Genomic DNA, 292 nt, shown 5'->3' on the forward strand with positions numbered 1-292 from the left:
CGTGATCGAGCGCATCGAACGTGTCAGCCGCCCGGGTCTGCGCGTGTACAAGGGACGCCACGACATCCCGCAGGTCATGAACGGCCTGGGCGTGGCCATCGTCACCACGCCGCGCGGCGTGATGACCGACCGCAAGGCGCGCGCCACCGGCGTCGGCGGCGAAGTGCTGTGCTACGTCGCCTGACCGGACAGAGGAGTCGACAGCGATGTCTCGCGTAGGAAAGATGCCGGTCGCCGTCCCACAGGGCGTGGACGTGTCGATCACCGCCGACCAGATCAGCGTCAAGGGTGC

General features: G+C 68.2%; 1 protein-coding gene and 1 pseudogene. Both read left to right on the plus strand.

Features of this window, described 5'->3' with window-relative positions:
• A partial coding sequence (gene rpsH, locus ACO0K4_RS19735; RefSeq protein ID WP_422958357.1) for a 30S ribosomal protein S8 occupies positions 1-184 on the plus strand: 184 nt, incomplete at its 5' end.
• A 22-nt stretch (positions 185-206) separates the two neighbouring features.
• Positions 207-292 (plus strand): annotated as a pseudogene (locus ACO0K4_RS19740) (50S ribosomal protein L6); the annotation flags it as partial.

This window comes from Undibacterium sp. RuTC16W (genome assembly GCF_049339445.1).
Taxonomy (GTDB): Bacteria; Pseudomonadota; Gammaproteobacteria; order Burkholderiales; family Burkholderiaceae_D; genus Undibacterium.